Source organism: Ramlibacter sp. JJN2-2R, from assembly GCF_057747835.1.
Genome location: NZ_CM173226.1, coordinates 178,850 through 201,556, shown reverse-complemented (window position 1 = coordinate 201,556; position 22,707 = coordinate 178,850). Strand labels below are relative to the sequence as shown.

The window sequence follows — 22,707 nt, the reverse complement described above, 5'->3', positions numbered from 1 at the left end:
GCCGCCCGCCCGCCCGCGATGGACCCCGCCCGCTTAAAATCCAGGCAACTTCCGGCCCTTTCCCCCAATGCTTTACCCCGAACTGTTCAAGCAACTCGAGTCCGTGCGATGGGACATGGACAAGGACATTCCGTGGGACAAGTTCGATCCCTCGAAGCTGTCCGACGAGCAGGCGCAGACCATCAAGATGAACGCCATCACCGAGTGGGCGGCCCTGCCCGCCACGGAGATGTTCCTGCGTGACAACCGCGATGACAGCGACTTCTCGGCCTTCATGTCGATCTGGTTCTTCGAGGAGCAGAAGCACTCGCTGGTGCTCATGGAGTACCTCAAGCGCTTCCGTCCCGACCTGGTCCCCACCGAGCAGGAACTGCACGAGATCCGCTTCGAGTTCGAACCGGCGCCGGCGCTCGAGACGCTGATGCTGCACTTTTGCGGCGAGATCCGCCTGAACCACTGGTACCGCCGGGCCGCCGAATGGCACACGGAGCCGGTGATCAAGCACATCTACACCACGCTGTCGCAGGACGAGGCGCGCCACGGCGGCGCCTACCTGCGCTACATGAAGCGCGCCATCGGCAAGTTCGGCATCGAGGCCAAGGCGGCCTTCGCCAAGGTGGGCGTGCTGATGGCCAGCGCGCGCCGCACGGCGCAGGCGCTGCACCCGACCAACCTGCACGTGAACCGGACCCTGTTCCCGCGCGACACCATCCAGTCCCGCCTGCCCAACCCGGAATGGCTGGAGCACTGGCTGGACACGCAGATCAAGTTCGACGCGGTGTGGGAGACCAAGGTGGTCGAGCGCATCCTGCACAACATGAGCCTGCTGATGGACCGCAGCTTCAAGAGCGTGCAGGAGCTCAATCGCTACCGCAAGGAACTGACGTCGGCGCTCGGCCCCGGCAGCGCCACACCCGAGGCCGCGTGACGGTGGCCGCCCGCGGCGAAACGGCGGGCTGGGCGCCGCCGCCGTTCCTGGACAAGATCGTGCGGCGCGAGGACGCGCCGGCGGCGCTGGCGCGGCTGGCGCGCCCGGTCGTCTTCACCAACGGCGTGTTCGACGTCCTGCACCGCGGCCACGTGACCTACCTCGCGCAGGCGCGCGCGCAGGGCGCCAGCCTGGTGGTGGCCATCAACACCGATGCCTCGGCGCGCCGCCTCGGCAAGGGGCCCGAGCGCCCCCTCAACAACGAACAGGACCGCGCCGCCATGCTCGCTGCGCTGGCCTCGGTCGACCTCGTGACCTGGTTCGACGAGGACACGCCGGTGGCGCTGCTCGGCGAGCTGCGGCCCGACGTGTACGTCAAGGGCGGCGACTACGACATGGCCACGCTGGCCGAGACGCGCCTCGTGCAGGGCTGGGGCGGCCGCGCCCTCGCGATCCCCTTCGTCAGCGGCTACTCCACCACCGCGCTGGTCACCCGCATCCGCGGCTGATCGCCCTCACGGCGGCGCATCGGGGCCGCCCTGTGGCGCTGGCGGCGGCGCCTCCTTGTGGCGCAGCTTCCGGAACTGGCGGCGCACGAACTGCTCCGTGTCGTCCACGTAGGTGAAGACCACCGGCACCACCAGCAGGCTCAGCACCGTGGACGTGATCAGCCCGCCGATGACGGAGATCGCCATCGGTGAGCGGAAGCTCGGGTCGGCCGTGCCGAACCCGATCGCGATCGGCAGCATGCCGGCGCCCATCGCGATGGTGGTCATGATGATCGGCCGCGCGCGCTTGTGGCAGGCATCGAGCAGGGCATCGAGCCGGCTCATGCCGTGCTCGGTGCGCGCCACGATCGCGTACTCCACCAGCAGGATCGAGTTCTTGGTGGCGATGCCCATCAGCATGATCAGGCCGATCAGCGAGGGCATCGAGAAACTCTTTTGCGCCAGCAGCAGGCCGACGAAGGCGCCGCCCAGGGCCAGCGGCAACGCGGCCAGGATCGTCACCGGGTGCAGGAAGTCCTTGAACAGCAGCACCAGCACGATGTAGATGCACAGCACGCCCGTGAGCATGGCCAGGCCGAAGCTGGCGAACAGTTCGCCCATCACCTCGGCGTCGCCGACCTCGCGCACGCTCACCCCGGGCGGCAAGTTGCGCACCGACGGCAGTTGCTGCACCTTGTCGGCGACGTCGCCGAGCGGCTGGCCCGACAGTTCGATCTCGAAGTTGATGTTGCGCGCCCGGTCGTAGCGGTCGATCACCGCCGGCCCGCCGGTGAGCTCGAGCGTCGCCACCTGTCCCAGCATCACCGGGCCGCGCGTGCCCGGCACGGTCAGGCGCTCCAGCACCGACAGGTCCTGGCGCGCGGCCTCCTCGAGCTTCACCAGGATCGGGACCTGCCGCTGCGAGAGATTGAGCTTGGGCAGCGCCACGTCGTAGTCGCCGGCGGTGGCCACGCGCAAGGTCTCGGCGATCGCGCTGCTGGTCACGCCCAGGTCGGCGGCGCGCGCGAAATCGGGCCGGACGGCGATTTCGGGCCGGATCAGGCTGGCGCTGGAGGCGATCTGCCCGAGGCCGGGGATGGTGCGCAGGTCCTTTTCCACCGCGAGTGCGGCGGACTGCAGCGCCTGCGGATCGTCGCCGCTGAGCACCAGCACGTACTTCTCGCCCGAGCCGCCCAGGCCCACCTTGCTGCGCACCCCCGGCACCGCCTGCAGCGCGTCGCGGATCTGGTTCTCGATCACCTGCTTGCGCGGGCGGTCGCCGCGCGCGGCCAGCAGGATGGTCAGCGTGGCCTTGCGCACTTCCGCCGCGCCCTCGTTGGCGAACGGGTCGGAGCCCGCGGCGCCGCCGCCGATCGTGGTGTAGACGCTCTGCACATGCGGCACCTTCGCGATCAGCAGCCTGGACCGCTCGGCCAGGTCGCGCGTCTGCGCCAGCGTGGAGCCCGGGGGCAGCTCCAGGTAGACCTGGGTCTGCGAGTTGTCGTCCGGGGGGATGAAGCCGGTGGGCAGCAGCGGGATGAGCGCCACCGAAGCGAAGAAGAAGACGGTGGCCAGCACCATGGTGGCGATGCGGTGGCGCATGCACCAGCGCACCCAGCGCATGTAGGTGCGCATCCAGCGCGGATCGGCGTGGCTGGGCGCCACGACCGGGCGCAGCAGGTACGCCGCCATCATCGGCGTGAGCACCCGAGCCACGACCAGCGAGGCGAACACGGCCAGGGCGGCGGTCCAGCCGAACTGCTTGAAGAACTTGCCGGCGATGCCGCTCATGAAGGCGGTGGGCAGGAACACCGCGATCAGCGTGAACGTGGTTGCGATCACGGCCAGGCCGATCTCGTCGGCGGCTTCCATCGCGGCCCGGTACGGTGTCTTGCCCATGCGCAGGTGGCGCACGATGTTCTCGACCTCGACGATCGCGTCGTCGACCAGGATGCCCACCACCAGCGACAGCGCCAGCAGCGTCACCACGTTGACCGAAAAGCCCAGCAGCGACATGCCCAGGAAAGCCGGGATCGCCGACATCGGCAGCGCCACGGCCGACACGAACGTCGCGCGCCAGTCGCGCAGGAACAGCCAGACCACCAGCACCGCCAGCAGCGCGCCCTCGTACAGCAGGTGCAGCGAGCCTTCGTACTCCTCCTGCACCGGCGTGACGAAGTCGAAGGCCTGCGTGAGCTGGATGTCGGGCCGCCGCGCCTTCAGTTCCGCGAGCGCCTTGTGCACCGCGGCGCCGACGGCGACCTCGCTTTCGCCGCGGCTGCGCGAGACCTCGAAGCCGACCACCGGCTTGCCGTCCAGCAAGGCGGCGGCGCGCGGTTCGGCGATCGTGTCGCTCACCGTCGCCACGTCCCGCAGCCGGACGCTCCGGCCCGGGCCCGCGGAGGCCGGCAAGGCGATCTGCAGCTCGCCGATCTCGGCCGCGGTGCGGACGGTGGCGAGCGTGCGCACCGGCTGCTCGCCGCCGCCCAGGTCGGTGCGGCCGCCGGCGCTTTCGGTCTGCACCTCGCGCAACTGGCGCGAGACGTCGGCCGCCGTGACGCCCAGCGCCTGCAGCCGCGACGGGTCGAGCGCGACGCGGATCTCGCGCGTGGCGCCGCCCACGCGGTTGACCGCGCCGACGCCGCGCACGGCCAGCAGCTTGCGCGAGACTTCGTTGTCCACGAACCAGGACAGCGCCTCCTCGTCCATCCGGCTCGAGGCGATCGTGAAGGCCAGCACCGGCTGCCCCGCCAGGTCCACCTTGGAGACGATCGGATCGCGCAGGTCGCCCGGCAGGTCGCTGCGCACGCGCGAGATCGCCGACCGCACGTCGTCCACGGCTTCCTGCACGGGCTTTTCCAGCCGGAACTCCGCGGTGACGGTCACCACCCCGTCCTGCACCTTGGTGTACAGGTGCTTGAGTCCCTGCAGCGTCGCCATCGCGTTCTCGAGCTTGCGGGCGACGTCGGTCTCCAGCTGCCCCGGCGCGGCCCCCGGCAGCGCCGCCGTGACGCTGACGGTCGGCAGGTCGATGTCGGGGAAGTTCTGCACCTTCATCGCCTTGAAGCCGAGCAGCCCACCGAAGGTGAGCAGCACGAACAGCATCACGGCGGGGATCGGGTTGCGGATCGACCAGGACGAGACGTTCAGCATCGCGCGTCCCTCAGCGGGCCGACCGGGGCGATGACGCCGCCGACGCCGCCGCCGACGCCGACGCCGATGCCGGCGCCGCTGTCGCCGGCACGTCGACGATGCGCACCAGGTCGCCGTCGTTCAGGAAGCCGGCGCCGCTGGCGACGATGCGCGCGTCGGGCTCCAGCCCCGTCACCTCGACGCGGTCGCCGGCCAGGCGCCCGGCTTGCACCTTCTGCTGCGACACGCGGCCCTCGGGCGTCACGCGCATCACGTAGCTGAAGCCCTCGCGCAGCACGAGGGACGATTGCGGGACTGTGAGCGCGGGTGTCTGGCCGAGGTCGAACTCGCCGCGCGCGAACATGCCGGGGCGGGCGCTGCCCGCTGCCGGGCCGGGCAGCGGCTTCAGGTCGACATACACCAGCGCTGCGCGCGTCTGCGGATCCACCGCCGCGCCCAGCGCGCGCACACGGCCTTCCAGCCGGGCGCCGCTGGCCGCCGTGACCAGTGCCTGCATGCCCACGGTGATGCGGCCCAGCTCGGTGGACGTGACCTCGGCGCGCCACTCCAGGCGGCCCTGGCGGATCAGGCGGAACAGCTCCGTGCCCGCGCCCACCACCGCGCCGACGGTCGCCGCGCGGGCGGAGATGATGCCGTCGTCGGGCGCCAGCACGCGGCTTTGCGCCAGCCGCACCTGCTGCGCCTCGTAAGTAGCCTGCGCGGCCTGCACCCGGGCCTTGGCCGTCTTGGCGGCCGTTGCGTACTGGTTGATCTGCGAGGCAGAGAGCGCGCCCGTGGCCTCCAGCGTGCTGGCGCGCTCGGCGTTCGCCGCCGCGTCCGCGGCCGCCGCTTCCGCTTCGGCCAGGGCGGCGCGGGCCTGGGCGGCCTCGGCGCTCAGCGTGGCGGTGGCGAAGGTGGCCAGCACCTGGCCCTTGCGGACCCGGTCGCCCACGTTCACCAGCACGTCGCTCAGCCGCTGTCCGTTGGCTTCCGCCCCGACGCTGGCTTCCTGCCAGGCGGCGATGTTGCCGTTGGCCGCCAGCGTGTTGGGCAGCGTGGTGCGCCTGGGTGCCACCACCGACACGGTCAGGGCCGGGCGGCCCTGCGCGGCCGGAGCGCTCGCCGCGCCGACTGCGCCGCCGCCGGAGCCGCCGCAGGCCGCGAGCAGCAGGGGCAGCGCCGCTGCGGCCAGCGGCCGCCAGGTGGAGAGGAACAAGGGGGTCATCGGGGCTCCGTCGTCGGGTCGGCCGCGGCGGCGGCCTCCTCGCGCGTCCAGCCGCCGCCCGTCGCCCGGTAGAGCGCGACGAGCGCGTTGGCGCGCTCCTGCTGCAGGGCGACCAGGGCGCTTTGCGCGGCAAGCGCCTGGCGCCGCTGGTCTTCCAGTTCGATCAGGCTGCCCAGGCCGCTGCGCCAGCGCGCTTCGGCTGCGGCGAACGAGGCGCGGAACCCCGTGACGGCGCGCTGCGCGTCGCTCTCGCGCACCCGCGTGCTCTCCAGGTTCACCAGTGCCTCCTCGACCTCGCGCACCGCCTGCCGCACGCGCGCCCGGTAGGCCACCACGGCCTCGTCGTAGCGCGCGCGCGCCGACTGCCTGTTCGCGTCGATGACGCCGCCGTCCAGCAGCGGCAGCGTGAACGACAGCGGCCCGGCCGACCACGTGCGCAGCGAACTCTCGGTACCGCCATACAGGAAGCGGCCGCGCGCCATCGAGCCGGTGAGCGTGATGCGCGGGAACCGCTGCGCGTCGGCTTCGCCGACCTCGGCGGCCGCGGCGAGCACGTCGTGTTCTGCGGCGGCGACGTCCGGCCGCTGCGCCAGCAGGCGCGCGGGAAGCGCATCGATGGCCACCGGCGCGGGCGGCGGCGGTGGCTCCTGCGCCAGCAGCCGCTGCAGCGCCGGCTCGTCGAGGGCCGTCAGGGCTACCAGGGCCTTGCGCTCGATCGCGCACTGCGCCTGCTGCTGCGCGAGCCGCATCGATCCGTCGGCCGCGCTCGCGTCGGCCAGCGCCGCATTGGCCGGTGCCTGGAAGCCCGCGTCGGCCGCCAGCCGCGTGAGCCGCGCGGTCTCCGCGCGCGAGGCTGCGTCCGCGCGCGTGACCGCCGCCAGCGCTTCGCAGGCGCGCAGGCCGAAGTAGCCGCCGGCCGCTTCGGCGGCGACGCTGACCCGGGCTTCGTGCCAGCCGGCCTGCGCGCCGGCCAGCCGCTCCTGCGCCGCCGCTTGCGCGCCGGCCAGCTTGCCGAACAGGTCTGCCTCCCAGCTGGCCTGCAGGCCGGCCTGCACGGTGGTCGAGGGCGTGGGGAACAAGGGGCTGGACACGCCGCGGCTGGCCGAGGCGGTGCCGTCCAGCCGGGGCAGCAGGGCGGCATGGGCGCCGGTGCGCTCCGCGCGCGCCTGCAGGATGCGCGTGCGCGCCTGCGCCAGGGTGGGGCTGGCGGCCTGGGCGGCCTCGACCACCCGCACCAGCGCGGGGTCGCCCTGGCCCTGCCACCACTGCGCGACGGCGGCGGGCTGGCCGCCGTGCGGCAGAGGGGCCTGCCATTGCGCCGGCGTGAGTTCGGCCAGCGGCGGGGGCGCCGTGAGCGGCGGCGCGCCGGCGCAGCCGGCCAGCAGCAGCGCCGCAAGCAACGGCAGTCGCCGGCGGCCGGTGAGGCGAAAGGTGCGGATCATCAGGGCGTGTTCCCCGGCCGGCGGCGGCCGCAGGCTGCGGCCCCGAGCCGGCCCGCGCGGGACGCACGGGCGCTGCCGACGGGACCGGCGGCGATTACATCACGGGCGCGCAACAGCGCGGCGTCACTTGAAGTCGGCCGCCATCTGGGTCGTGATCGGGACGTCCTGGCTCGTCGCCACGCAGCGCGCGATGTAGTCCGTGAACGGCGGCGGCGGCGGCACGCCTTCGGCCAGCAGCCGCTGGTTGTCGAACACGTAGTCGAGCTCCGCGAACGCGCCGTACAGCATCAGCGCCCGCAGGATCAGGATCCGGTTCACGCGGCCCAGGCGCTCCTCGAACAGGGGCACCAGGCTGCGCAGTTCGTCCACCGGCACCTGCCGGTATCGGGGCAGCACCGGAGGCTGGCCGCAGGCGGCTGCATAGGCGGCGTCGATCTCGTCGAAGCGGCTGGACCGCGCGCCGGCGGACACGTGGTACAGGTCGTGCCGCAGCGACGGCGCCAGGGCGAGCGTGGCCAGCGCCTGCGCGCACCAGTCGGCCGGGATGATGTCGATGCGCTCCTGCGGCGCGCAGGTGAATCGCTCCAGCGCGAACGCCATCCGCAGCACCCAGAAGATGCTGGGCGACGGCGCGCAGCCCAGGCGGCTGTGTCCCACCACGATCGACGGCCGCGCGACGACCAGCGGAAAGCCCGGCAACTCGCGCAGCGCGAGCTCGGCGCCCAGTTTGGAGCGCGTGTACGGCACCAGGTGCGCTTCGTCGCGGCGGCCCGCGTCCCAGGACTCGGCCACCGGCGACGGCAGGCCGGGCCCGCAGCACATCGCGGTGCCCACCTGCAGCCAGCGCTGCAGGCCGGGCGAGCGCGCATGCACTGCCCGGGCGAGCGCGAGGGTGCCGTCGACGTTGTGGGCCCAGATCGCCGGGTTGTTCGAGAAGGTCGCGAGCGCGGCGCAGTGGATGACGTGCGTGAGCCCGTCCAGCCCGGGCGCGGCGGCGAACGCGGCCGGCTCGGTCAGGTCGCCCGGCACCACCTGGGCCGCGGCGACCGGTCGCGCGACGCCGAAGCGGGCCAGGTTGTCCGCCACCCGCCGGGCGGCGGCCTGCGGATCGTCGCCGCGCACGAGGAACACCGTGTCGGCGAGCAGCCCGCGCTCGGCGAGCACCGCGGCGACCGCACCGCCAACGAACCCGGTCGCGCCGGTCAGCAGGATCCGCATGGAAGTCCGTGAGGCAAAGGAAGGTCGAGGGTCAGGCCGGCGCGCGGCCGAAGGCGAGCGACACGTTGGCGCCGCCGAAGGCGAACGAGTTCGACAGCACCCAGTCGATGCGGTGCGGCTCGGGCTGCGGGGTGAGCGGCACGTGGGCGCAGCGCGGATCGCGCGGCTCGGCGCCCAGCGTGGCGGGAACGAGCTGCTCGACCAGGCTGGCGATGCTGAGCACCGCCTCGATGGCGCCGGCCGCGCCCAGCAGGTGGCCGTGCTGCGACTTGGTCGCGCACACCGCCGGCGCCCGCGCGCCGAAGACGGCGGCGATGGCCTCGGCCTCGGCCAGGTCGCCTGCATCGGTGCCGGTCGCGTGCGCGTTGACCAGGTCGACGGCCTCGGTGGCCAGGCCGGCGTCGTGCAGCGCCTGGCGCATCGCGTCCGCCTCGCCCTCGGCCTGCGGATGCACGAGCGAAGCCGAAGCGTCGCAATTGCTGCCGTAGCCCGCGAGCACCGCCAGCGGCCGCGCGCCACGGGCGCGCGCGGTCTCCGGCCGCTCGAGCACGATGGCCGCCGCGCCCTCGCCGAGCACCAGGCCCGTGCGGCCCTGGCCGAACGGGCGGCAGGCCTGCCCGGCGGTGGCGGCCTGGCCGGTGGTGGACAGCACGCGCAGCCCCTGCCAGCCGGCCAGCATGCCGGGCTGCAGCAGCGATTCGCTGCCGCCGGCGACGGCCAGGTCGATGCGTCCCGCGCGCAGCGCCTGCAGGGCTTCGCCGATCGCGGTGGCCGCCGACGCGCAGGCGATGGCGTAGGTCAGATTGGGACCGCGCAACTGCCAGCGGCTGGCGATCTGCGCGGCCGGCGAGCTGGCCATGATGCGCGGCACCGTCATCGGCCGCAGCGCCGCGTGTTCGACGAGGAAGCGGCGGTAGCTCTGCTCGGTGCTCTGGGCGCCGCCCAGGCCGGTGCCCCAGTAGACGCCTGCGCGCCGTGGCTGCGGCTGCGCACCGGCCTGCTGCCACGCCTGCTGCGCGGCGGCCAGGGCCATCGCGCAGGCGCGGTCGGCGCTGGCGGTGTCGAACGGCTTGAGGGCGGCTTCGGCGTCCGCGTGCAGCGGCGCGATCCAGGCGTCGGGCACCCCCGGCTCGGCGCGCCAGGCCGGCGGCACCGGCGTGAAGTGCGGTTGCGGCGCGCGCAGGTCCCGCACCGCGGCGTCCCAGCCGCAGCCCTGCGGTCCGAGCACGCCGACGCCGGTGACCCACGCCACCTGCGGCGCGGCGCTCATGCGGGGGTGAGCTTGCCGTCGATCAGCGCGACGACCTCGCCGACGGTGGCCGGCATCTCGGTGGCCGCCATGTCGCCCAGGTTCACGCCGAAGTTGTCTTCGATGGAGAACAGCAATTCGGCCACGGCCAGCGAATCGAGTCCGGCGTCGGCGAGGCCGGTCTCGGGCGTCAGCGTCGCGGGGTCGACGGCATGTTGCTGCGCGACCAGCGCCGCGAGGCGCTCGAATGTGGAGAGTGATGCTGCCATGGCCCGCAGTTGTAAGTAAATGCTAGCGCGATGCTAGCGCACCCGGCTGAGGTGGGGCTGACCTCGGGGATCAGGCGAACAGGTGACGCCAGACGGCCAGGACCGCCTCGCGTTCGGCGTGCAGCTCGGTGTCGGGCCGCTGGGTCGCTTCCTCGTTCAGGCGCGCGCGGTGCTGCACGCGGCGCAACTCGCGGTAGGCGCGCGCGGCGTCGTCGCCGGTGCCCGCGGGCAGCAGGCCGGCCGCCTGCGCGCGCTGCAGCAGCGCGATGTTGCCGACGTTGGGAATCAGCTCGCGGTGGCTGGCCGAGTGCGCCAGGACCAGGTACTGCACGGCGAATTCGGCATCGACCATCCCGCCCGGGCTGTGCTTGACGTCGAAGCGGCCGGCCGGCACCGGGTGGGCAGACCGCACGCGCTCGCGCATGGCCAGGATCTCCGAGCGCAGCGCGCCCGGGTCGCGCGCCGCGGTGATCACGCCCTCGCGCACGGCGTCGAACCGCTCGGCGAGCGGCGCGTCCCCGAGCACGAAACGCGCGCGGGTCATGGCCTGGTGCTCCCAGGTCCAGGCCGTGTTGCTGCCGCGGCCCTGCTGGTACTTCTCGTAGGCGGCGAAGGTCGTGACCAGCAGGCCGGAGCTGCCGTTCGGGCGCAGCGCGGTGTCGATCTCGTACAGGTCGCCCTCGGCGGTCTTGGTCGTCAGCCAGTTGATCAGCCGGCGCACGAAGGCGGCGTAGGCGTCGGGCGCGCGCTCGTCCTCGTCCTCGTAGACGAACACGATGTCCAGGTCGCTGCCGTAGCCCAGCTCCTTGCCGCCCAGCTTGCCGTAGCCGATGATGGCGAAGCTGGGTGTCTCGCGGTGGCGGCCCTTCAGGCGCTGCCAGCACCAGCGCGCCGTCACGCGCAGCACCGCGTCGGCCAGCGCGCTCAGGTCGTCGGCCACCTGCTCCACCGTCAGCCGGCCCTCGACGTCGCGCGCCAGGGTGCGGAACACCTCGGCGTGGTGCGCGCGGCGCAGCAGGTTCAGCAGCGTCTCGTCGTCGTCCTCGCCGGTGTTGCGCAGCGACCGCTGGCGGGCCTCGAGTTCGTCCTCGAAGGCGGCCGGCTCGAAGCGCTCGAGCAGCATCGACTCGCTCGCCAGTTCGTCGATCACCCCAGGGTGGCGCAGCAGGTAGCGCGCCGGCCAGCGGGCCGCGCCGAGCACGCGCAGCAGCCGCTCGTGCACGCCGGGCCGCTCCAGCAGCAGCGCGAGGTAGCTCTCGCGCCGCAGCAGCGGCTCGAGCCAGTCGGCCATGCGCAGCGCCGCCTCCTCGCTCACCCGGCCCGCCTCCAGCCATTCGCCGGTGCGCGCCACCACGCGCGAGAGGCGGTGGCGGGCGTCCTCGCGCAGCGCGAGCACGCGCGGATGGCCGCACCAGCGGCCGATGCGCTCGCCCAGGGCGGCGGGCAACTGCTCGCGCAGGGTCTCCAGATCGGGCGGCGTCGCGCGCGCGCCCTTCGGCCCGGCGCAGCCCTTGCATTCGCCCTGCGCGCCCAGCAGCGTATCGAATTCCTGCGCCACGAATTCGCGGTGCCGGTCCAGCTCGTGCAGGAACGGGCAGCAGTCCGCGTAGCCCATGGTGCGCGCGATCCAGCCCAGGTCGCCGTCGCATCCCATCGGCAGCACGTGCGTCTGCTGGTCGTCCAGGTACTGGATGCGGTGCTCCACCCGGCGCAGGAATTCGTACGCGGCCGCCAGGCCCTGCGCGGTCGCCTCGGGCATCAGGCCGGCGGCGGCGACCCGCTGCAGCGCCGCCAGCGTCGAGCGCGTGCGCAGCTCCGGGAACTGCCCGCCGCGCACGACCTGCAACAGCTGCACCGTGAACTCGATCTCGCGGATGCCGCCGCGCGAGAGCTTGACGTCGTTGGCGCGCTCGGGCCGGCCGGCGCTGCGGCGCGCCGCGTGCTCGCGGATCTGCCGGTGCAGCACGCGCAGCGAATCGAACACGCTGTAGTCCAGGTAGCGGCGGAACACGAACGGCAGCACCACCGCGCGCAGCGCCTGCGCCGAGCGGTCGCCGACCGCGTCGCGCGGGGCGACCACGCGGCTCTTGAGCCAGGCGAAGCGCTCCCATTCGCGGCCCTGGACCAGGAAGTACTCCTCCAGCGCGTCCAGCGACACCACCGGCGGGCCGGAGTTGCCGTTCGGGCGCAGCGCCGTGTCGACGCGGAACACGAAGCCGTGCTCGGTCGTCTCGCCCACCAGCGCGTAGATGCGCTTGACCACGCGGCCGAAATACTCCTGCAGGCTGATGCGGCCGCGGCCGTCGATGCCGGCCGTCTCGCCATCCTGGTCGTAGACGTAGACCAGGTCGATGTCGCTCGAGACGTTCAGCTCGCGCGCGCCCAGCTTGCCCATGCCGACGATCCACAGGCACGCGCGGCGGCCGTCCTCGCCCACCGGTGCGCCGTGCACCGCGTCGAGCTCGGCGAGCGCGTCGCGGCAGGCGGTGTCGAGCGCGAATTCGGCCAGCGTGGTCATCACGCCGGTGACGTCGGCGAGCGCGGCCGACTCGTCGCAGTCCAGTCGCACCAGCCGCTCGAGTACCAGCTGGCGCAGGATGCGCAGCGCGTCGCCCACGCCGCTCCCGTGCTCGCGCAGGGTCGAGAACGTGGCCTGCATGGCGGCCAGGGCTGGCATGCCCGGAGCCAGCCATGCCAGCTCCGTGGCATAGCGGCGCCGGATGCGTTGCGCGAACCGCGACTGCGCGGAACCGCCGGCCTGGCCGGCCATCTCACCCTCGGGCACAGCCATGTGCGTCCCCGGCAGGACCTGGCCCCGGACCATCGAATCCGCGTCGACACCGGGGCTCATAATTCCTGCCTTCGTCATCTTTCATGAACGATTCGCCGCCATCCCCTTCGCGCCTGCTCCGGGTCTACGCCACCTGCGCGAAGTGGGCCCTCGGGCTGCTGGCGGCCTGCTGGCTGCTGCTGGCGCTCGCATGGGGTGCGTTGCACGGCTGGATTGTGCCGCGAATCGGTGAGTACCGCCCCGACCTCGAACGCTACGCCTCGCAGTCGCTGGGGGTGCCGGTGCGCATCGGCAGCGTGGCGGCCCACGACGCGGGCCTGCTGCCCTCGGTGGAACTGCAGTCGGTGGTGCTGCTGGATCCGCAGGGACGCGAGGCGCTGCGCCTGCCGCGCGTGCTCGTGTCCTTGTCCCCGCGCTCGCTGTGGAATTTCGGCTTCGACCAGCTGGTCATCGACCGGCCGCAACTCGACGTGCGGCGCGCGGCCGACGGCCGGCTGTTCGTCGCCGGGCTGGACCTCTCGCGCGGCGGCAAGGGCGACGGCGGCGGCGCCGACTGGTTCTTCCGGCAGGGCGAGTTCGTCCTGCGCGGCGGCACCGTCCGCTGGATGGACGAGATGCGCGCGGCGCCCGAGCTGGCCTTGGCGCAGGTCGACCTGGTGGTGCGCAACGGCGCGCGGACCCACGCCATGCGGCTGGACGCGACGCCGCCGGCCGAATGGGGCGACCGCTTCACCCTGGTCGGCTCGTTCCGCCAGCCGCTGCTGTCCGCCCATCCCGGGCGCTGGCAGGACTGGACCGGCCAGCTGCATGCCGACTTCACGCGCGTGGACCTCAAGGAGCTGCGCCGCTATGCCCAGTTCGGCATCGCGGTCGAGAGCGGCCATGGCGCGGTGCGGGCCTGGGTCGACGTCGACCGTGGCCAGCTGGTCGGGGGCGCGGCCGACCTGGCGGTGGCCGACGTCGCCACCCGCCTCGGCGCCGACCTGCCGCCGCTGGCGCTGGCGTCGCTGTCGGGCCGCGTCGGCGGCAAGCGGCGGCCCGATGGCTTCGACGTCGAGACGCGGGACCTGCAGTTCGTGACCGACCAGGGCCAGCGCTGGCCCGGCGGCAACGTGGCGGTCTCGTGGACCGAGGGCGACGCCCGGCGGCCCGGCGCGGGCGAGTTGCGGGCCGACCGGCTCGACCTCGGCGCGCTGCGCCAGCTGGCCGGCCGGCTGCCGCTGGGCGAGGCCACGCACGCGGCGCTGACCACCTACGCGCCCGAGGGGCTGGTGGAGAGCGTGCAGGCGCGCTGGCAAGGCACGCTGCAGGCGCCGCAGAAGTACCAGGCCAAGGGCCGGGTGAGCGGGCTGCACGTGGCGGCGGGGCCGGGACGGATCGGGGCGGACGGCCGGCGCGCGGCCGGCACGCCGGGCATCCGCAACGCGACGGTCGATTTCGACGTCCACGAGGGCGGCGGCACGGCGCGGCTCGCGATGCAGGCCGGCGCCCTCGAGTTGCCGGGCGTGTTCGACGAGGCGGTGATGCCGTTCGACCGGCTCGCCGGCGACGTGCAGTGGCAGCTGCCCGCCGGGCGCATGTCGGTGGCCGTCACCAACCTGCGGTTCAGCAATGCGGATGCGCAGGGCGAAGGCCAGGCCAGCTGGCGCACGGGCGACGATCCGGCGCACCGCTTCCCGGGCGTCATTGACCTGCAGGCCAGCCTGAGCCGGGCCAACGGGGCCCGGGTCTGGCGCTACCTTCCCCTGGCCGTGCCGCAGACGGCGCGCGACTACGTGCGCGAGTCGGTGCAGCAGGCCGAGGTCACCGACGTGCGCGCCAGGCTCAAGGGCGACCTGCGCGACTTCCCGTTCCAGCACGGCCGCACGGGCGAGTTCCGCGTCACGGCGCAGGTGCGCAACGCCAACTACGCGTTCGTGCCGCGCTCGACGCCCAGGCAGGGCAACCTGCCCTGGCCGGTGCTGACGCAGCTGTCGGGCCAGCTGGTGTTCGACAGGAGCAGCCTGCGCGTCGAGGACGCGCTGGCGCGCTTTGCCAATGCGCCGGGCCTGCGCGTGAAGGCCGAAGCCGCCATCGCCGACCTGGCGCACACCGTGGTCGAGGTGACGGGCGAGGTCCGCGGGCCGCTGGCCGAGGCGCTCACCGTCGTGCAGCGCTCGCCGGTCAACCTGCTGACCCAGGAAGCGCTGGCCAGGGCGACGGCCACCGGCGCCGCGGACGTGCGGCTCAAGCTCGGGCTGCCGATCGCCACCATCGAGCGCAGCACGGTGCAGGGGACCGTGACGCTGGCCGGCAACGACGTGCAGATCACGCCGGACAGCCCGGCCCTGTCGCGGGCGCGGGGCGCGGTCCTGTTCAGCGAGAAGGGCTTCTCGCTGGTGGGTACGCAGGTGCGCGCGCTGGGCGGCGAGGCGAAGCTGGAAGGCGGCACGCGCTCAGTGGGCGTCGACACGGCCGTGGTCGTGCGCGCCCAGGGCAATGCGACGGCCGAGGGGCTGCGGCAGGCGCGCGAGCTCGGCTTCGTCGCCCGCCTGGCACGCCACGCGACCGGCGGCTCGACCTACGCGGCGACGGTGACGTTCCGCAAGGGCACGCCGGAGGTGCTGGTCACCAGCAGCCTGCAGGGGCTGGCGATCAACCTGCCCGCGCCGCTGTCCAAGACGGCCGAGGCCGTGCTGCCCTTGCGCTACGAGAACGCCCTGCTGCGCGACAGCGCCACCACCACCGGCCAGGCCGACCAGCTGTCGGTCGACATCGGACGCGTCGCATCAGTCAACTACGTGCGCGACATCACGGGCGGCGAAGCCCGCGTGCTGCGCGGCGCGGTGGCGATCGGCCTGGCGCCCGGCGAGACCGCGGTGCTGCCCGAGCAGGGCGTGACGGCCAACATCGCGCTGGGCGTGACCAACCTCGATGCCTGGCAGCAGGTGCTGGACGGCCTGCTGGCCTCGCCGCGGCCCCCGCCTGCCGCGGCCCCCGCAGCGGGCGCCCGCAGCAACGGCAACGGCAGCGGCAGCGGCAGCGGCAACGCCTCCGCCGCGGCGGCCAGCAGCTACCTGCCCAGCGTGCTGGCGGTGCGGGCGCGCGAACTCACCTACGGCGGCCGCACGCTGCACAACCTCGTCGTCGGCGGCGCGCGCGAGGGGCTCCTTTGGCGCGGCAACGTCGATGCCGACGAGATGGGCGGCTACGTGGAATACCGGCAGCCGTCCGACAGCGGCCCGGGCCGCGTCTATGCCCGGCTGGCGCGGCTGGCCATCGCCGCCGCCGCCGCGAACGCCGTCGAGACGCTCCTGAACGAGCAGCCGGCCTTCATTCCCGCGCTCGACATCGTGGTGGACGATTTCGACCTGCGCGGCCGCAAGCTCGGCCGGCTGGAGATCGACGCCGTCAACCGCGGCGCGGGCACGGTGCTGCGGGAGGGGGGCGCGCGCGAGTGGCGCCTCAACAAGCTCAGCCTCGCCATGCCCGAGGCGAGCCTCATCGCCACCGGCAACTGGGCCGCGCTGGAAGCGCAGGCGGCAGCGCCGCGCGCGGGCGAGCGCCGCCGCACCGTGATGAACTTCCGGCTCGACCTGGCGGACGTGGGCGGCCTGCTGTCGCGCCTGGGGATGAAGGACGTCGTGCGCCGCGGCCAGGGGCGCATGGAGGGCCAGATCGCCTGGCTCGGCTCGCCGCTGGGGTTCGACTACCCCTCGATGACGGGCGCGTTCCATGTCAACGTCGAGAACGGCCAATTCCTCAAGGCCGATCCGGGGCTGGCCAAGCTGCTCGGCGTGCTGAGCCTGCAGTCGCTGCCGCGCCGGCTCACGCTGGATTTCCGCGACGTGTTCAGCCAGGGCTTCGCCTTCGACTTCGTGCGCGGCGACCTCACCATCCAGCAGGGCATCGCGGCCACCAACAACCTGCAGATGAAGGGCGTGAACGCGGCCGTGCTGATGGAGGGCAAGGCCGACCTGTCGCGCGAGACGCAGGACCTGCGGGTCGTCGTGGTGCCGGAAATCAATGCGGGCACGGCGTCGCTGGTGGCCGCGGCCATCAACCCGGCCATCGGCCTGGGCACGTTCCTCGCGCAGATCTTCCTGCGCGAGCCGCTCGCCCGCGCCACGACCCAGCAGTTCCAGATCGACGGCACCTGGGCCGACCCCCGCATCACCAAGCTCGGCAAGGGCGGCGCCGACGGCAAGGCCACCGACGCGCGCGCGGCGGGCAACAATGCGTCGGGAGCCGAACGATGAAGATCGCCGCCATCCAGATGGTGTCCACGGCGCGCGTGGACGACAACCTCGCCGCCGCCGCCCGGCTGCTGGCGCAGGCGGCGCGCGAGGGCTGCGAACTGGCCGTGCTGCCGGAATATTTCTGCCTCATGGGCCGCGCCGACACCGACAAGCTCGCGGTGCGCGAAGCCGCCGGCGACGGCCCGATCCAGGCCTTCCTCGCGGCGGCGGCGCGCGAGCACGCCCTGTGGGTCGTCGGCGGCACCCTGCCGCTGGCCACGCACGACGAGCGGCGCGTGCGCAACACCAACCTGGTCTTCTCGCCGCAGGGCCAATGCGTCGCGCGCTACGACAAGATCCACCTGTTCCGGTTCGACAACGGCCGCGAGCGCTTCGACGAGGCGCGGGTGATCGAGCCGGGCGGGACGCCGGTGGCATTCGAGCTGGCCGATCGGGCCGGCCAGCGCTGGCGCGTCGGTTTGTCGGTCTGCTACGACCTGCGCTTTCCGGAGCTGTACCGGCACCTGCGGGCCGACCTGCTGCTCGTGCCCAGCGCCTTCACGCATGGCACGGGCCGCGCGCACTGGGAGCCGCTGCTGCGCGCGCGGGCGATCGAGAACCTCGCCTACGTGGCGGCGCCGGCGCAGGGCGGCACGCACGAGAGCGGGCGGCGCACCTGGGGCCACAGCATGGTGGTCGATCCCTGGGGCGTCGTGCTCGCCGAATCGGACGCCGACCACGAGGGCGTCGTCGTCGCCAGCCTGGACGGTGCGCGGCTGGCGCAGGTGCGCCGCGAGCTGCCCGCGCTGGAGCACCGCGTGCTATGAGCGAGCCGCAGGCGCCGGGCGCGCCGTCGCCGAACCGGGAGTCGCCGCGGCCGTCGGCGGCCCAGCGCTGGCTGCTGTGGGCCTCGCTCAGCGCCCTGGTTGCCACGCTGCTGGTCATCCTGATCTGGCTGGCCGGGCGCTACGAGGCCAGCAAGGTGCAGGAGCGGCTGGAGCGCGACGCGGCGGAGGCACTGGCGGACATCCGCTCGGCGCTCACCCGCAACGTGCAGTCGCTGCAGGCCCTGCAGGCGGGCACGCCGACCCGCTCCGGCTGGGTCCTGGACGCGCAGCGCCTGCTGCACGAGCGGCGCGAGCTGCTGCGCGTCGAGTGGCGCGACGCGAAACTGGCCACGCTGGTGGGCGTGGACACGCCCTACCGCGCGCCGGCGTTCGGCCGCATGGGGCGGGCCAGCGCGCAGCCGGAGGTGGCGCTGGCCTGCGCCAACGCGCGCCGCAGCAGTGGAGCGGGCTACGCGGCCAGCTACTTCCTGCCCCAGATGGACGGCCTGGGGCTGGAGGTGATGGACCTGTGCCTGCCGCAGATGAACGGCGGCCAGCTCACCGGATTCGTGGTCGCCACGTACTCGCTCGGCGAGATGCTCACCAGCCTGATCGGGCCGAACCTCACCCGCAGCCAGGAGGTCTCGTTCACCGAGGCGGACGGCACGCGGCTGGCCCTGCACGGCAACACGCGCCGCGGCACGCGCGTGTTCACCGCGACGCAGCTGCTCGACCTGCCCGGCAACACGATGGTGCTGCGCATGGACAGCTGGCGCGGCGCGCCCGAGCTGTTCCCGAACGTGCTCACCGCGCTGGTCACCGCCATGTCCATCGCGCTCTTGGCCGTGCTGTTCCTGCTGGGCAAGGACACCCGGCGCCGGCTCGAGGTGGAGCGCGACCTGGCCGACGCGCTGGCCTTTCGCAAGGCGATGGAGGACTCCCTGGTCACCGGCCTGCGCGCGCGCGACCTGCGCGGCCGCACGACCTACGTGAATCCCGCGTTCTGCAGCATGGTGGGCTTTCCGGCCGAGGCGCTGCTCGGCAAGGGCTCGCCGCAGCCGTACTGGCCGCCGGAGCTGGCCGGCGAGTACCAGAAGCGCCAGGAGGTGCGGCTGGCCGGCAACGCGCCCCCGCGCGAGGGTTTCGAGTCGGTCTTCATGCGCCAGGACGGCTCGCGCTTTCCGGTGCTGATCATCGAGGCGCCGCTGATCAACGCCCAGGGCGTGCAGACGGGCTGGATGAGCGCGTTCCTGGACATCAGCGAGCAGCGTCGTGTCGAGGAGCTGTCGCGCGCGAGCCAGGAGCGCCTGCAGGCCACCGCGCGCCTGGCCACCGTGGGCGAGATGGCGTCGCTGCTCAGCCATGAGCTGAACCAGCCGCTGGCGGCCATCTCCAGCTATGCCACCGGGTCGCTCAACATGCTCGATGGCGCCCGCGACCACCTGGCTGCGGACGACCTGCAGCTGGCCATGCGGCGCATCGCCGAGCAGGCCGAGCGCGCGGGCAAGGTGATCAAGAGCGTGCACGACTTCGTGCGCCGCCGCGACAAGGACCGCGAGGCGATTGCGCCGCAGTCGCTGATCGATGCCGTGATGCCGCTGGTGGGCCTGCAGGCGCGCAAGCTCGGCGTGCACGTGGAAACGCGCATCGCGCCCCACCTGCCCGCGGTGCTGTGCGACCGCACGATGGTGGAGCAGGTGCTGCTCAACCTCGCGCGCAATGCGATGCAGGCGATGGACGAGGCCCGCGTGCGGCGGCCCTCGCTGGTGATCCAGGTCCGCCGCGCCGGCGCGGGCGATGCCGCGGGCGGCAAGAGCTGGCTGGAGTTCTCGGTCGCCGACCAGGGGCCCGGCATCGCGGCCGAGGTGCGCGAACAGCTGTTCACCCCCTTCTTCACGACCAAGGCCGAGGGCATGGGGCTGGGGCTGTCACTGTGCCGCACGGTCGTCGAGCAGCACGGGGGCTTCCTGGCCTACGAGCCCAACCGACCGCAAGGTACGATCTTCCGCTTCACCCTGCCCGCCCAGGCAGCCGCCGGCGATGCCGCGGCGCCGCCCCAGACCGCAGCCGCCCTGTCCTCCTGATGCAACCCGCACCCGACGCCACTGTCTTCATCGTCGACGACGACGAGAGCGTGCGCGACGCGCTGGCCTGGCTGCTGCGCTCGCGCCACCTGTCCAGCGAACGTTTCGCGACCGCCGAGGATTTCGAGGCGCTGCTCGAGGGCGATTTCCGGCCCGCGCAGCCGTGCTGCCTGCTGCTGGACGTGCGCATGCCGGGCATGAGCGGACTGGCGCTGTTCGAGCGCCTGGCCGCGCGCGGGCTGGCGGAGGTGATGCCCGTCATCTTCCTCACCGGTCACGCCGACGTGCCCACCGCGGTGGACATGGTCAAGCGCGGCGCGTTCGATTTCTGCGAGAAGCCGTTCTCCGACAACGCGCTGGTCGACCGGGTCGAGCAGGCGCTGCAGAAGTCGGCCCAGCTGCAGGCGGCCTGGCGCGCGCGCCAGGACCTGGCCGACCGGCTCGCCGAGCTCACCGAGCGCGAGCGGGACGTCATGCGCCTGGTCGCCCGCGGCCTGCCGAACAAGCTGATCGCGGACGAGCTGGACATCAGCGTGCGCACCGTGGAGGTCCACCGCGCGCGCGTGTTCGACAAGATGGAGGTGCGCTCGGCGGTCGAACTGGCCAACGTCCTGCGCGGCCTCGACGCGGGCGCCTAGGGCTTGTCGCCGGTGCGCTCGTTCTCTTCCCGCGCCGCCGCCGCCGGCGGCTCGCCGCCCGGCCGGCCCGAGAACATGGTCCACCAGACGATGGCGACGAGGACCGCGAGGGCCAGCAGGGCTTCCAGCAGAATGAGCAGCATGCGACGTGGATGGAGTCTCGCGGCCATTGTAGGAATCCTGGCGGGGTGCGCCTCGGCGCCGCTGCCGATCGAGCCGGCGGCGACGGCGCCGCCCGCGACCGCGCCTGCGCCCGGCGACGACGCGCCCCTGCCGGCGCCGCTGGTGCAGGGCAAGAGCCGCTGGCAGCCGGTGCGCTGGAGCGACTTGCCGGGCTTCGAGGACGACGCGTTGCACGAGGCCTGGAATGCCTGGCTGCGCAGCTGCGAGCGACCGCCGGCCGCCTGGGCGGGCCTGTGTCCGCAGGTGCGCCAGCTCTCCATCGCCAGCCCCGGCGAGCAGCGCGCCTGGATGCGCCAGCGGCTGCAGCCGTACCGCATCGAGCCCTTGCAAGGCCCCACCGAGGGGCTGCTCACCGCCTATTACGAGCCGGTGCTGGAGGCCTCGCGGCAACCGACCGCCCAGCACGCGGTGCCGCTGTACCGGCCGCCCGCGGCGCTGGCCGGCCGCCGGCCCTGGTACTCGCGGCAGGACATCGACACGCTGGCGGACGCGAAGGCGCAGTTGCGCGGGCGCGAGATCGCCTGGCTGTCCGATCCGCTCGACGCCCTGATGCTGCAGATCCAGGGCTCGGGGCGGCTGCGCGTGACCGAGCCCGACGGCAGCGTGCGCAGCGTGCGCCTGGCCTTCGCCGGCAGCAACGAGCAGCCTTACCGCAGCGTCGGCAGCTGGCTGCTGCAGCAGGGCGCGGTGCGCGACGCGTCGTGGCCGGGCATCAAGGCCTGGGTGCGCGACAACCCGCAGCGCCTGCAGGAGCTGCTGTGGAGCAACCCGCGCGTGGTGTTCTTCCGCGAGGAGCCGCTGGACGACTTCGATGGCGGCTTCGGCCCGCGCGGCGCCCAGGGCGTGGCGCTGACGCCCGGCCGCTCGATCGCGGTCGACAAGGACAGCATCCCGTACGGCACGCCGGTCTGGCTGGCCTCCAGCGGCCCGACCGCCGCCCTGCAGCGGCTGGTGATCGCGCAGGACACCGGCAGCGCCATCGTGGGCGCGGTGCGGGCCGACTATTTCGCGGGATGGGGCCCGCAGGCCGGCGAGTTCGCCGGCCGCCTGAAGCAGCCGTTGCGGTTGTGGGCGCTGTGGCCGCGATGAAGTCCGCCACGTTCCTGGCCCTGCCGCTGGTCCTGCTGGCCGGCTGCGCGGCGGCGCCCGGACCCGCGCGCCTGCCGGACCCGCCCGTGGCCGCGCCCGCCGCCCCCGCGCCCGCCGTGCCCGCGTCGGCGCCTGTCCCGCCCGAGCCGGCCGCCGGCTCGGTGCGCCTGCGCTGCGACGACGGCCGGGAGTTGCAGGCGCGGTTCGCCGGCGACGAGCTGCGCCTGGCCGGCCTGGGCGACGGCGGCGACACGCTGCTGCGCGATGCCGGTGGCGTCACGCCGCAGCAGACCGTGTGGTCCAGCGAGCGCGTGCGGGCCGAATTCGGCCTCGGCCCCGACGCGCGCGAGGCGGTGCTGCAGGTGCTGCAGCCTCAGCCGCAGACGCTGCACTGCCGCCGCGACTAGGCCGCGGGCCGCGCGGGTGGCTGCAGCTGCCCGAGCGGCCATGCGCTGCTGGCCTTGACCTCGCCGAGCGAGAAGCTGGTGTGGATGTCCTTCACGTTCGGCAGGTTGATCAGCACCTGGCGGGCGAACTGCGAGAAGGCGTCCAGGTCCCGCGACACGACCTGCAGCTCGAAGGTGCCGGTGCCGCTGATGTAGTGGCACGAGACGATCTCCGGGATCTTGCGGATCGCCTCCTCCATCGCGCGGGTGCGCTCGCCGGTGTTGCGCTCCGCGTCCAGCCGCACGAAGGCCAGCACGCCCAGGCCGATCCGGTGGCGGTCGATCTCGGCGTGGTAGCCCTTGATGTAGCCGGCCTCCTCCAGCGCCCGCACCCGCCGCCAGCAGGGGGCGGCCGACAGCCCCACGCGCTGCGCCAGCTCGGCGTTCGTGAGCCGGCCGTCGGCTTGCAGTTCTTCCAGGATGCGGCGATCGAACTTGTCCAGGCTTTCCATGATTTGCATTTTCTAGAAAGGATCTTTCT

At 73.4% G+C, this 22,707-nt stretch carries 17 protein-coding genes; 8 read left to right on the top strand and 9 right to left on the bottom strand.

The genetic code is table 11. From position 1 onward, the window contains the following. Positions 1–67 precede the first annotated feature (67 nt). Together AC3ANR_RS01025 and rfaE2 are read left to right on the top strand one after the other, a co-directional pair. The gene (locus AC3ANR_RS01025) at positions 68–928 is read left to right on the top strand and encodes a ferritin family protein (RefSeq protein WP_488290017.1); all 861 of its coding nucleotides are present in this window, start codon (positions 68–70) and stop codon (positions 926–928) included. Continuing rightward, positions 925–1,437, top strand: coding sequence for a D-glycero-beta-D-manno-heptose 1-phosphate adenylyltransferase (rfaE2, locus tag AC3ANR_RS01020; protein ID WP_488290016.1), 513 nt, complete (start codon positions 925–927; stop codon positions 1,435–1,437). The genes AC3ANR_RS01025 and rfaE2 overlap by 4 nt, the downstream gene beginning before the upstream one ends. Positions 1,438–1,443: 6 nt before the next feature. Here the strand turns inward: rfaE2 and AC3ANR_RS01015 are convergent, their stop codons facing one another. From AC3ANR_RS01015 to glnE, 7 genes are all read right to left on the bottom strand, one after another. Then, a complete protein-coding gene (locus tag AC3ANR_RS01015) occupies positions 1,444–4,566 on the bottom strand; it encodes an efflux RND transporter permease subunit (RefSeq protein ID WP_488291857.1) in 3,123 nt (1,040 codons plus the stop codon). Positions 4,567–4,579: 13 nt separating this feature from the next. Continuing rightward, a complete protein-coding gene (locus tag AC3ANR_RS01010) occupies positions 4,580–5,773 on the bottom strand; it encodes an efflux RND transporter periplasmic adaptor subunit (protein ID WP_488290015.1) in 1,194 nt (397 codons plus the stop codon). Continuing rightward, positions 5,770–7,215, bottom strand: coding sequence for an efflux transporter outer membrane subunit (locus AC3ANR_RS01005; protein ID WP_488290014.1), 1,446 nt, complete (start codon positions 7,213–7,215; stop codon positions 5,770–5,772). The genes AC3ANR_RS01010 and AC3ANR_RS01005 overlap by 4 nt, the downstream gene beginning before the upstream one ends. 123 nt (positions 7,216–7,338) lie before the next feature. Further along, positions 7,339–8,433 (bottom strand): SDR family oxidoreductase, encoded by a 1,095-nt coding sequence (locus AC3ANR_RS01000; protein WP_488290013.1) that lies wholly within the window; start codon positions 8,431–8,433, stop codon positions 7,339–7,341. Between the two features lie 31 nt (positions 8,434–8,464). Beyond that, positions 8,465–9,703 (bottom strand): beta-ketoacyl-[acyl-carrier-protein] synthase family protein, encoded by a 1,239-nt coding sequence (locus tag AC3ANR_RS00995; protein ID WP_488290012.1) that lies wholly within the window; start codon positions 9,701–9,703, stop codon positions 8,465–8,467. Further along, a complete protein-coding gene (locus tag AC3ANR_RS00990; protein ID WP_488290011.1) occupies positions 9,700–9,951 on the bottom strand; it encodes an acyl carrier protein in 252 nt (83 codons plus the stop codon). The genes AC3ANR_RS00995 and AC3ANR_RS00990 overlap by 4 nt, the downstream gene beginning before the upstream one ends. Before the next feature lie 70 nt (positions 9,952–10,021). After that, the gene (glnE, locus tag AC3ANR_RS00985) at positions 10,022–12,742 is read right to left on the bottom strand and encodes a bifunctional [glutamate--ammonia ligase]-adenylyl-L-tyrosine phosphorylase/[glutamate--ammonia-ligase] adenylyltransferase (protein WP_488290010.1); all 2,721 of its coding nucleotides are present in this window, start codon (positions 12,740–12,742) and stop codon (positions 10,022–10,024) included. An 83-nt stretch (positions 12,743–12,825) separates the two neighbouring features. Between glnE and AC3ANR_RS00980 the strand changes: the two genes are divergently transcribed. From AC3ANR_RS00980 to AC3ANR_RS00965, 4 genes are read left to right on the top strand one after another with little or no spacing between them, the layout of a single operon-like run. Next, the gene (locus tag AC3ANR_RS00980) at positions 12,826–16,980 is read left to right on the top strand and encodes a YhdP family protein (RefSeq protein WP_488290009.1); all 4,155 of its coding nucleotides are present in this window, start codon (positions 12,826–12,828) and stop codon (positions 16,978–16,980) included. Then, entirely contained in the window at positions 16,977–17,786 is an 810-nt protein-coding gene (locus AC3ANR_RS00975; RefSeq protein WP_488290008.1) for a carbon-nitrogen hydrolase family protein, read from the top strand. The genes AC3ANR_RS00980 and AC3ANR_RS00975 overlap by 4 nt, the downstream gene beginning before the upstream one ends. After that, positions 17,783–19,870: an ATP-binding protein gene (locus tag AC3ANR_RS00970; RefSeq protein WP_488290007.1), complete on the top strand. Its 2,088-nt coding sequence runs from the start codon at positions 17,783–17,785 to the stop codon at positions 19,868–19,870. The genes AC3ANR_RS00975 and AC3ANR_RS00970 overlap by 4 nt, the downstream gene beginning before the upstream one ends. Continuing rightward, positions 19,870–20,508 carry a response regulator transcription factor gene (locus AC3ANR_RS00965; RefSeq protein WP_488290006.1) on the top strand — a complete coding sequence of 213 codons (639 nt, stop codon included), beginning with the start codon at positions 19,870–19,872 and terminating at the stop codon, positions 20,506–20,508. Before AC3ANR_RS00970 ends, AC3ANR_RS00965 begins: the two co-directional genes overlap by 1 nt. On the opposite strand, the gene AC3ANR_RS00960 is transcribed toward AC3ANR_RS00965, so the two are convergent. Next, positions 20,505–20,651 carry a hypothetical protein gene (locus AC3ANR_RS00960; protein WP_488290005.1) on the bottom strand — a complete coding sequence of 49 codons (147 nt, stop codon included), beginning with the start codon at positions 20,649–20,651 and terminating at the stop codon, positions 20,505–20,507. The genes AC3ANR_RS00965 and AC3ANR_RS00960 overlap by 4 nt on opposite strands. Between AC3ANR_RS00960 and mltA the strand changes: the two genes are divergently transcribed. Further along, positions 20,584–21,780: a murein transglycosylase A gene (mltA, locus tag AC3ANR_RS00955; protein ID WP_488290004.1), complete on the top strand. Its 1,197-nt coding sequence runs from the start codon at positions 20,584–20,586 to the stop codon at positions 21,778–21,780. The genes AC3ANR_RS00960 and mltA overlap by 68 nt on opposite strands. Next, a complete protein-coding gene (locus AC3ANR_RS00950) occupies positions 21,777–22,187 on the top strand; it encodes a hypothetical protein (RefSeq protein WP_488290003.1) in 411 nt (136 codons plus the stop codon). The genes mltA and AC3ANR_RS00950 overlap by 4 nt, the downstream gene beginning before the upstream one ends. On the opposite strand, the gene AC3ANR_RS00945 is transcribed toward AC3ANR_RS00950, so the two are convergent. After that, positions 22,184–22,678 carry an Lrp/AsnC family transcriptional regulator gene (locus AC3ANR_RS00945; protein ID WP_488290002.1) on the bottom strand — a complete coding sequence of 165 codons (495 nt, stop codon included), beginning with the start codon at positions 22,676–22,678 and terminating at the stop codon, positions 22,184–22,186. The two genes, AC3ANR_RS00950 and AC3ANR_RS00945, sit on opposite strands and share 4 nt — an antisense overlap. Between the last annotated feature and the right edge of the window lie 29 nt (positions 22,679–22,707).